The sequence below is a fragment of the Mucilaginibacter sp. genome (genome assembly GCF_036383575.1).
GTDB lineage: Bacteria > Bacteroidota > Bacteroidia > Sphingobacteriales > Sphingobacteriaceae > Mucilaginibacter.
The window spans coordinates 1-8,211 of record NZ_DASVOB010000563.1; the positions used below are offsets into that span (position 1 = coordinate 1).

9 protein-coding genes are annotated in these 8,211 nt (G+C 45.9%); all 9 read left to right on the top strand.

Features of this window, described 5'->3' with window-relative positions; genetic code table 11:
• The first annotated feature begins 374 nt into the window (after positions 1-374).
• Positions 375-959, top strand: a complete 585-nt coding sequence (locus tag VF500_RS20140) for a DUF4255 domain-containing protein (RefSeq protein ID WP_330861401.1) — start codon at positions 375-377, stop codon at positions 957-959.
• A 38-nt stretch (positions 960-997) separates the two neighbouring features.
• On the top strand, positions 998-2,182 hold the full coding sequence (locus VF500_RS20145) for a hypothetical protein (RefSeq protein ID WP_330861402.1): 1,185 nt from the start codon (positions 998-1,000) through the stop codon (positions 2,180-2,182).
• Positions 2,183-2,200: 18 nt separating this feature from the next.
• On the top strand, positions 2,201-3,655 hold the full coding sequence (locus tag VF500_RS20150; RefSeq protein ID WP_330861403.1) for a phage tail sheath family protein: 1,455 nt from the start codon (positions 2,201-2,203) through the stop codon (positions 3,653-3,655).
• A gap of 11 nt (positions 3,656-3,666) precedes the next feature.
• The gene (locus tag VF500_RS20155) at positions 3,667-5,658 is read left to right on the top strand and encodes a phage tail sheath C-terminal domain-containing protein (RefSeq protein WP_330861404.1); all 1,992 of its coding nucleotides are present in this window, start codon (positions 3,667-3,669) and stop codon (positions 5,656-5,658) included.
• A gap of 119 nt (positions 5,659-5,777) precedes the next feature.
• On the top strand, positions 5,778-6,209 hold the full coding sequence (locus VF500_RS20160) for a phage tail protein (protein ID WP_119408240.1): 432 nt from the start codon (positions 5,778-5,780) through the stop codon (positions 6,207-6,209).
• A gap of 2 nt (positions 6,210-6,211) precedes the next feature.
• Positions 6,212-6,670 (top strand): phage tail protein, encoded by a 459-nt coding sequence (locus tag VF500_RS20165; RefSeq protein ID WP_121227827.1) that lies wholly within the window; start codon positions 6,212-6,214, stop codon positions 6,668-6,670.
• A 4-nt stretch (positions 6,671-6,674) separates the two neighbouring features.
• Positions 6,675-6,857 carry a DUF5908 family protein gene (locus VF500_RS20170; RefSeq protein WP_330861405.1) on the top strand — a complete coding sequence of 61 codons (183 nt, stop codon included), beginning with the start codon at positions 6,675-6,677 and terminating at the stop codon, positions 6,855-6,857.
• A complete protein-coding gene (locus VF500_RS20175) occupies positions 6,857-7,528 on the top strand; it encodes a LysM peptidoglycan-binding domain-containing protein (protein ID WP_330861406.1) in 672 nt (223 codons plus the stop codon). Before VF500_RS20170 ends, VF500_RS20175 begins: the two co-directional genes overlap by 1 nt.
• Before the next feature lie 6 nt (positions 7,529-7,534).
• On the top strand, positions 7,535-8,211 hold a 677-nt coding region (locus tag VF500_RS20180; protein ID WP_414688588.1), incomplete at its 3' end, for a phage late control D family protein.

An 8,211-nucleotide genomic window follows, 5' to 3' on the forward strand; every position in this document is an offset into this window, starting at 1 on the left:
AAGATACTACTATCCTAAAGGATACCGGTATCCTTTAGGATAGTAGTATCTTAATTTTGAGGTATTTGTCTGATGATGAGGATCGCAGAATTTATAAAATGATAGATGCATTCGCACGCCGCCCAAAAATCAGCGTTTCGCAAATCAGGGCTACTCCATGCCGGATCATTAACTGGGAAAACCTCGTTTTAACTAAAAATTAAAGGTTTTCTGTTCTTTTAACCCATTCATTACCACGTATTTATACGCGGGTCGATTGCGTATAAATACGTGGTAATTAACGTGCATACACTTGCATGTTACTAAAGCCAGATGCCCAACTTTGAAATAACATCAGCAGTCAAACTGCAACCACCTATAAACATCTAATTATCATGATTTACCAGACCTTAAGTTTTTTAACTGAGCAGTTGAACAACTACCTCAAAACAACCGACGGCAACAGCGGGCTCAGTTCAAGTTTTACCCAGCTTAAAAATGTGGCCCACCTGAGCGATGACGAGATCAAGGGGCTTGAAAATGTTCTGGTAACACTGGTAAATATTTCCGAAGAGTTTACCATGAAAAACATACCCAATTACGTACGCAATGGCGATGATATTAACTATCGTAATGCGCCCATGTACCTTAACCTGTATGTTTTGTTTTCGGCATGCCTTCATTCATCGTATGAAAAATCACTGATCTTCCTTTCATACATAGTTGAGTTTTTTCAGGGGAAGAACACCTTTACCAAACAAAACAGCCCAACCACGAAAGTAGGCCTTGGCGACTTTCGTCTCATACTTGATATCTACTCGCCCACATTTGAGCAGGCCAATTACCTGTGGAGCACGCTGGGCGGCAAACAATTTCCATATGTACTGTACCGCGTAAGATTGATTGAAATATTGCGCGACAATTTGACCGAAACACGCGGCATCATTAAAAAGATAGAACTGACCGATAAACTGAGTTAATGATTAGTGCGGGCGATTAACCTATAAATGATAACCCGATGGTACTTGACCTGAACTACGAAACGCTATTTGAGATTGACATCCGTCATCATTATCACCTGGATGACGGTGTAACGCTTTTTGACACGCTGAGTGCCGATGCGCGCCTGGCTATGCTGGAGCGTTACGATATAGGCAGTTTCATGAGTGTAACGCCTACCAAGACTACCCGGGCCGCGTTTGCAGGTTTGCATATAGTATATAAACAAACAGAAACCGGCATTATCACCGGTATTCCATTTACTTTAAATGGCACCAAGGAGCAGCCGCAGATAGTACCGGTAGATAGCACCGTGTTTAGCTTTAGTTTAACGATAAACGACGGGCTTTTTGCCAACTACAGTTCGCTGCCCTTAAAAGCGCCGGATGGTATGGTGTACTTTTTTACTAATGATCCTTCGTATTCGCCGCGTGTGGCACCGTTTTTAACTGCTACACCTAATGTATACAAGGCTGCTACTGATTATTATCCGGGCGATATGCTGGTTGATAACCAGGCAACGCCAACCAAGTTATTTATCGCCCAGAAAAAAAATAATCTTGATCCAACAGCCGGAGCTACACCAGCAGGCAACTGGATCACCGACCCGCTTGTTGGCGGAAAGCCATTGACTTACGCTGGTAGCACCGACCTGATCCGCCAGTTTGGGCGCATATTCACCTACCAGGCAACAGTGGCAGGTAAAGCTCCGGTGCTAACTATAAAAGATCGGGCTGGAAACGTAATAAACTTAGTTACCAGCATGGAAACAGGTCCCCTGAATATCATAAAGGCCGATCTGGGCGGTTTACCAGAGGGATTATATACTGCACACCTGGCCGATACAGGTTATACCGATGATTTTTCGTTTTACTATAGCATGGATGCGTCGGCCTGGGCTTTTATTGATATCTGTGTTAAAACAAGCGGGGCCACATATAACCTGTTGCAGGCTGATACTACCCTGAAATCGCCGGTATTCAGTTTGCGGTTCAAAAACAGGGCAACATACTGGCGGTACATAGGTAAAACTTTTGGTGCGGCGTCGGTAAGTGACAATGCGTTGCCCCTTACAAGGCAGGGTTTTATATCGGTAAAAGTGAATGATGTTAACAATAAACCCACCACTGTCGATCTGCCAAACGCAACGGCGTCGCTTATTAAACCAGAAACCAATCAGATTTTTTCAGACATATTTTTTTAAGAAGTAAAAAACAGTAATATGGCAACAACATACAAAACTCCGGGTGTTTATGTGGAAGAGATTCCGCTCCTACCTCCATCGGTAGCCGAGGTTGAAACGGCTATCCCGGCCTTTATAGGCTACACACAAAATATTAGCTATAACGGGGCATCGCTGCAGAATAAGCCTGTCAGGATCAAATCGCTTAAAGAATATGAGCAGATCTTTGGTTTTGCCGAAAACACGTTGTTCACCACTGCCGGAACTACAACCGGTATCAAGATCAAAAAAACGGCCGGGGTGTTTTCATTTGATGCCGCGGTTGATGATCCTTATCCGGCCCTGAAATTCAGGATGTACTATTGCCTGCAGCTTTATTTTGCCAACGGCGGCGGTCCTTGCTACATTGTTTCGGCGGGTCAAACCGGTGCAGCTGTTGCTGTTGACAAAGCTTTGCTTACCAATGCACTTGCTGCGGTTCAAAAAGAAGACGAGCCAACTATCCTATTGTTTACGGATGCAGCTACCCTTACCGTTGCTGCCGATTATTATGGCTTATATACCGCGGCGTTAGCCCAGGCGGCATTTTTACAGGACAGGGTAGTGCTTATTGACCCGTACGTGGCAGTTGCCGATAAAGGAGTAAGGGCGTTTGGCGACATAGCAACGGCGTTTCGCACCGCTATAGGGGTTAATAACCTTAGCTACGGTGCCGCATACTACCCATGGCTGCAAACCAGCATTAATTATTTCAGTAACGAAAGCAAACAATTGATTGTTACAGGCACCGGCGTTACCGCGACAGATTTTCCGGCCACCGCCGTTCTGCGCGACGATGTCAATACGGCCAATTCTATCTATCACATCAACAGTGATCTATATAACTATATCAAACAGCAAACCGGCCTGTTCTCGGTTATTTTACCTCCGGCAGCGGCAATAGCAGGCGTATACGCTTATGTTGATAATACCCGCGGCGTTTGGAAAGCCCCTGCAAATGTGAGCCTCAATCTGGTATCGGCCCCAACAGTTAAAATTGACGATTCAGACCAGGAAGATATGAACGTTACCAGCACCGGTAAATCGGTAAATGCTATCAGGGCATTTTCGGGCAAAGGTGTATTGGTTTGGGGCGCGCGTACGCTGGCCGGTAATGATAACGAATGGCGTTACATATCAGTAAGGCGTTTCTTTAACATGGTTGAAGAATCTGTTAAAAATTCAACGCAGCCTTTTGTATTTGAGCCTAACGATGGTAACACCTGGGCCAAGGTACGTGGTATGATAGCCAACTTTTTAATACTGCAATGGCGTGCAGGTGCTTTACAGGGTGCCAAGCCGGAGGATGCTTTCTTTGTACACGTTGGTCTGGGCGAAACCATGACCTCATTGGATATACTGGAAGGCAGGCTCATTGTTGAGGTAGGCATGGCTGTGGTTCGTCCGGCCGAGTTCATTATCCTGCGTTTCAGTCATAAAATGGTTCAATCTTAAATCAATTAGTCATGGCTTATAAAACACCCGGAGTTTACGTGCAGGAAATTGCACTGTTTCCGCCATCAGTTGCCCAGGTTGAAACCGCTATACCAGCCTTTATTGGTTTTACCGCCTTTGCGCTAACTCCCGAAGGTAAATCTCTGATAAACGTACCAACCCGTATAAAATCATTGTTGGAGTTTGAAAGCTTATTTGGCGGCGGCTATGTACCGGTAACTGTTAAAGTTACCGTTGACCCTGCCTCAAATATGATACTGAACGTAGTGTCTGATAAACGTTTCCACCTGTATGTATCGCTCAGGCAATACTTTGATAATGGTGGCGGGCCATGTTATATCGTTTCGGTTGGAGATTTCTCGGCTGCGGTAACAGCGTCGCCTATATCCGGCGGTATAGATACGCTATCGGCCGAAGATGAGCCTACACTGATCCTGTTCCCCGACGCGGTTGAGCTATTAAGCGGTGGTAATCCTGATCTTGTAGCCTTCAGCGGTTTGCAAACCAAAGCATTGGGACTGTGCGCAACTATGCAGGACAGGTTTTCGATACTTGATGTATTGCAGGGAGATAAAAGGCAGGATGTGAGCAATAAGCCTATTGATAATTTCCGCAGCTCTATAGGGATCAATAACCTTAACTATGGCGCTGCTTATTACCCCTGGATCATAACAAGCTACGATGTAAATGTTGATTTCAGGCAGTTGGAGTTTTGGAATAATGCCTCGCCGGCCGTTAAGATTGCCAACTACGATAGCTTTTCAAAAAGCCCTGCCGAAAAAACGCTGGTAACAAATCTGCAAAATGCTATAAAAGATACCGATAAAGTAATAGGTTCAGTATTTAGCGCAGCTGCGGATGCAACAGCCTTGAGGCAAACCGGTACTGATGCCGTAAATGCAAAGTTAACTACCCTTGCAAATAATATCGCCAAAAACGTAACCCCCGATGTGCAGTTAGCTGCTTACCTTGATTTATTGGCGGCAATTGTTACAGCCGGTAAAAAGGCTAAAGATGCACCTGCTGTTGGCGCATTATATGGCAATGATATTGACGCGCTGAGTAAAGATGCCAAACTGGAAGCTGCTATTACTAAACTGATAGCCTATGAAAAAAATGCCAAGGTAAGTGCTAACACCACTGCCGGCCGTAATCCGGCACCTGTTTATTCGGTATTGGACAATACGCCGTGGATAACTAACTCAACCTACGCCGCAATAGTAGCTAATGCTGATAATTTTACTAAGGATTCAGCAGGGGCTCTCTCAATTGTGCAGGCGTTAAGCGATACCGTGGCCACTATCCTGACAGGTTTGGGCGCTTTAATAAACGGTGCACTGTTTTATGAAAACCTGGCCGAGCAGGCGCTGTTTTCGGGCAATGTATTTTTCGGGGCTGCAAACTCAGCAGTAACGCTTAAAATGAGCACCATCCCACCATCGGGAGCAATTGCCGGGGTTTATGCCAACGTTGACGGTACCCGCGGCGTTTGGAAGGCACCTGCTAATGTGAGCCTTAATAACGTGATTGGCCCTGTTGTGAAAATTGACAATAGTGACCAGGACGATATGAACGTTACCGCTACCGGTAAATCAATCAATGCTATCAGGGCCTTTGCAGGCCGGGGCACTTTGGTTTGGGGCGCACGAACCTTAACTGGCAATGACAACGAATGGCGCTATATCCCGGTGAGGCGTTTCTTTATCATGGTTGAAGAATCGGTTAAAAAGGCTACTTATCCTTTTGTGTTCGAAAACAATGATGCCAACACATGGACAAAGGTGAGGGTAATGATCCAGAACTTTTTAACGCTGCAATGGCGTGCCGGTGCGCTACAGGGCGCTAAACCCGAAGACGCGTTTTTTGTACACGTTGGCCTTAACGAAACCATGACCGCGCTTGACATTTTGGAGGGCCGTATGATTGTTGAAATTGGTATGGCTGTAGTAAGGCCTGCCGAGTTCATCATCCTCCGCTTCTCACATAAAATGCAGGAGAGTTAATTATATGGTCTATTAATTAATTTCATAAGTATTGAAAATTAGTCTCTTGGCTTTAAGCTTTACGCATTCCGCTTTTAGCTTCGATATAAATCAATTGAATTTCATTTAAAACAAATAAAATGGCAAATTATCCTCTACCCAAATTCCATTTCCAGGTTGACTGGGGTGGCACACGCATCGGTTTTACCGAAGTAACCGGTTTACAAATCGAGACTGAAGTGGTTGAATACCGCGAAGGCAGCAGCAAGGAATATAACAAGGTAAAAATGCCCGGTATGCGCAAATACGGCAACATCACCCTAAAACGCGGCACATTTGCTAATGATAACGAGTTTTATGACTGGATGAACACCGTAAAACTAAACCAGATAGAGCGCCGCGACCTTACCATCAACCTGCTTAATGAAGAGCATCAGCCGGTGGTTACCTGGTCGGTTAAAAATGCCTTCCCGGTTAAGATCCAGTCGGCAGATTTAAAGGCAGATGCTAACGAGGCCGCAATTGAAACGCTTGAGGTTGCACACGAAGGTTTAACCATTAAAAACGGCTAATCATGGCCTTCGACGCTAAATCGGGTTATCCGCCTTTAGGCTTTCACTTTAAGGTGGTGTTTACGGGCATTGGCGATGAGGATATCGACAGCCGGTTCCAGAACGTATCGGGCCTATCCATGGAGATGGAAACAGAATCCAAAAAGGAGGGCGGCGAAAACCGTTTTGAACACGCGTTGCCGGTGAGGGCCAAGTTTCCGGCACTGGTGCTGAAACGCGGGCTCATTACCGAATCAAAACTGCTGATGGACTGGTGCAATAACGTGTTCAAAAATTTCATTATTGAACCTAAAGACCTTACCGTAAGCCTGCTTAACGAAGAACATGACCCGCTTTTAACCTGGAACGTTGTGCAGGCCTGGCCCAAAAAATGGAGCCTGAGCGATCTGAATGCCGAGCAAAACAGTATCGCTATTGAAAGTTTTGAGCTGCAATACCAGTATTACACCCTTCAAACCTGATGTTATGCCAATCGAGATCAGAGAATTGAACATCCGCGTGAGCGTAAACCAAAGCCCGGCCGAACAGGATTCAAAGCCTTCAGGAGGCGGAGGCGGTAAGGGCGGAGGAGGCGGTGATAAGGATGAGATCATTGCCGAATGCGTGGAGCAGATATTGGAGATTTTGAAAAATAAAAACGAACGCTGATGGCCGATAATGTAACCAAAATGAAGATCGTGGCCTGGTCCGATCCTCAGAGTAAAAATGAGGAAGGTTCCATGTTTGTGCAGGTCACTCCCGAAAGCTACAGCCAGAAGATCGAGATCAAGTATTCTGATAAACAGGCACAGGGAACATCGGGCAAGTTGCCCAAGTTCTCCAAGATAGAACCTCAGAAAATGGATTTTGAGCTGATGTTTGATCGCACGGGGGTTATCAACGGTGCTACAGCCGGCGATTTAGGGGTTGATGAAGATATCGACAACCTGCAAAAGCTCATTATTGAGTACCAGGGGGATAAACACAGGCCAAGGTTTGTGAGCATCTACTGGGGTACGCTTCAGTTTGACGGGGCTTTGGAAACCATGGATATCAGCTATAAACTGTTTGATAGCCAGGGCCGCCCGCTCAGGGCTGTTGTAAAAGCCTCGTTCATTGGGTCGGTTGAGGATAAAAAGCGGGTAGCTAAGGAAAACGCACAATCGCCCGATCTGACCAAAGTAAGGGTGATAAAAGAGGGTGATACTTTACCGCTGCTCTGCTACCAGATCTACGGTGATTCAAAGTATTACATCGAAGTAGCCCAGGCAAACAGCCTCAACGATTTCAGGTATCTCGAAACAGGTACAAAGATCAAGTTTCCACCATTAAACCAATAACAGATCATGGCAGATAGCCGCACCATAGAAACCACCCGGCCCGGTACCGTTGTTACCCCGATTGTAAAAGTTGAGGGCACCGAGATACCGCGTACCATGCAGGTGGAGGCAATGGTGATTGATAAAGGCGTAAACCGGATAGCTGCTGCCAAACTCGTGATCATTGATGGTGATACCTCGGCCCAGAAGTTTGACGCCAGCAACGGCGACTTATTTGTGCCGGGAAAAAACATCGAGATCCTGTGCGGTTACGAATCGGATAACTATACGTTGTTTAAAGGCGTGGTTATCAAACACAGTATCAAGCTGCGCAACAGTGGTTCGCAATTGGTTATTGAATGCAGGGATAAGGCCATTGCCATGACACTTGCCCGCCATAGCAAATATTTCGGCGAAAATATTAAGGATAGCGATGCCATAACCACCGTTGCGGGTACCTACAGCGGTTTAACTGCCGATGTTGCCGATATGAATATCACCAGCAGCGACCTGGTACAATACGAAGCTACCGACTGGGATTTTATAACTGGTCGCGCCGAACTAAACGGGATGCTGGTTTATACCGATGATAATACCTTATCCATCAAAAAGCCGGAAATAAGCGGTACAGCGGTTGTGGAATTATCATTTGGTGCTACCATGCTGGAGTTGGACGCCGAGATTGATTCAAGGATCCAGTTCCC

Bases quoted from the DNA above. Each gene is read 5' to 3' on its own strand.
- VF500_RS20145 (WP_330861402.1), top strand. From the start codon at position 998: ATGGTACTTGACCTGAACTACGAAACGCTATTTGAGATTGACATCCGT.
- VF500_RS20140 (WP_330861401.1), top strand. From the start codon at position 375: ATGATTTACCAGACCTTAAGTTTTTTAACTGAGCAGTTGAACAACTAC.
- VF500_RS20170 (WP_330861405.1), top strand. From the start codon at position 6,675: ATGCCAATCGAGATCAGAGAATTGAACATCCGCGTGAGCGTAAACCAA.
- VF500_RS20160 (WP_119408240.1), top strand. From the start codon at position 5,778: ATGGCAAATTATCCTCTACCCAAATTCCATTTCCAGGTTGACTGGGGT.
- VF500_RS20150 (WP_330861403.1), top strand. From the start codon at position 2,201: ATGGCAACAACATACAAAACTCCGGGTGTTTATGTGGAAGAGATTCCG.
- VF500_RS20165 (WP_121227827.1), top strand. From the start codon at position 6,212: ATGGCCTTCGACGCTAAATCGGGTTATCCGCCTTTAGGCTTTCACTTT.
- VF500_RS20155 (WP_330861404.1), top strand. From the start codon at position 3,667: ATGGCTTATAAAACACCCGGAGTTTACGTGCAGGAAATTGCACTGTTT.
- VF500_RS20175 (WP_330861406.1), top strand. From the start codon at position 6,857: ATGGCCGATAATGTAACCAAAATGAAGATCGTGGCCTGGTCCGATCCT.